Source organism: Micromonospora sp. NPDC023633, assembly GCF_040640035.1.
Classification (GTDB): domain Bacteria; phylum Actinomycetota; class Actinomycetes; order Mycobacteriales; family Micromonosporaceae; genus Micromonospora.
Genome location: NZ_JBFABB010000283.1, coordinates 1 through 1,299, shown reverse-complemented (window position 1 = coordinate 1,299; position 1,299 = coordinate 1). Strand labels below are relative to the sequence as shown.

The 1,299-nt window shown below is 67.7% G+C and carries 1 protein-coding gene; it reads left to right on the top strand.

All coding sequences use genetic code 11. The features are described from left to right. Positions 1 to 243 precede the first annotated feature (243 nt). Entirely contained in the window at positions 244 to 1,260 is a 1,017-nt protein-coding gene (locus AB0G13_RS34740) for an IS30 family transposase (protein ID WP_357883953.1), read from the top strand. Positions 1,261 to 1,299 lie beyond the last annotated feature (39 nt).

Here is a 1,299-nt window from a genome sequence, read left to right as displayed (position 1 = left end):
CTTGGGTTCTAGGAGTCGTTGCAACACCCCAGCTCAAGGGGTGCGATGGACTTCGAGATCCGAGAGGACCGGACGCCGCAGGGAGCTAGAAAGTTGTCACGGGAGCGGGAGGCATACTCCCGGCTCGTGCAGCAGGGCTACAGCAACACTGAGGTGTGCCGGATCGTTGGCGTTGACTGCCGGACGGGCCGTAAGTGGCGTAACGGTCGTTCCGGGGAGAGGAACCAGAGGGCGGTACCACCGATGCGTATGGTGGTGCCGCCTTCCGGTCCGTCCCGGTACCTGCGTGAGGACGAGCGGATTCACATCGCTGACCGGCTGCGGGAGAAGGCGGCCGTGCGAGCGATCGCCGCGGAGCTGGGCCGCAGTCCGTCCACGATCAGCCGCGAGATTAGGCGCAACCGGCACCCCGAAAGCGGTGCCTACCGCCCTCACGCGGCCCAGGCCCGCGCCGATGCCCGCCGGCCCCGCCCCAAGCCCCGCAAGATCCTGCAGAGCCCGGAGTTGCGCGACGCCATCCAGGCGATGCTGGACGAGAAGTGGAGTCCGGAGCAGATCTGCCACGCTCTACGGCAGAAGTTTCCCGACCGGCCGGAGATGCATGTGGTCCACGAGACCGTCTACCAGGCGCTCTACGTCCAGGGTCGAGGCCAGTTGCGGCGCGAACTCGCCGGCGCCCTGCGCTCCGGTCGCGCCCGCCGCAGGCCCCAGCGGCAGGCCAATCGTCGCCAGCCCCGCTTCACCACCCCGATGGTCATGATCAGTGAACGCCCGGCTGAGGCCGCGGACCGGGCCGTCCCCGGCCACTGGGAGGGCGACCTGATCATCGGCAAGGACGGAAAGTCGGCGATCGGCACCCTGGTCGAACGCGCGACCCGCTACGTGATGCTGCTACACCTGCCAGGCGACCACGGCGCCGAAGCCGTACTCGACGCCTTGACATCCACTGTCCAGACCCTGCCCGCCCAGCTGATGCGGTCCCTGACCTGGGACCAGGGCAGCGAGATGGCCCGGCACGGCGAGTTCACCCTCGCCACCGACATCCCGGTCTACTTCTGCGATCCGGCCAGCCCCTGGCAGCGCGGCTCCAACGAAAACACCAACGGGCTGCTGCGACAGTACTTCCCCAAAGGAACCAACCTGTCCGCCTACGACCCCGAGCATCTGGCCGCCGTCGCCGACCAACTCAACCGCCGCCCACGCAAAACGCTCGGCTGGGAAACCCCAGCCGAGCGCCTGCATAAACTACTCGCGGCCTGATCAACAAACCACGTGTTGCGACGACCCCTAGAAACCGCC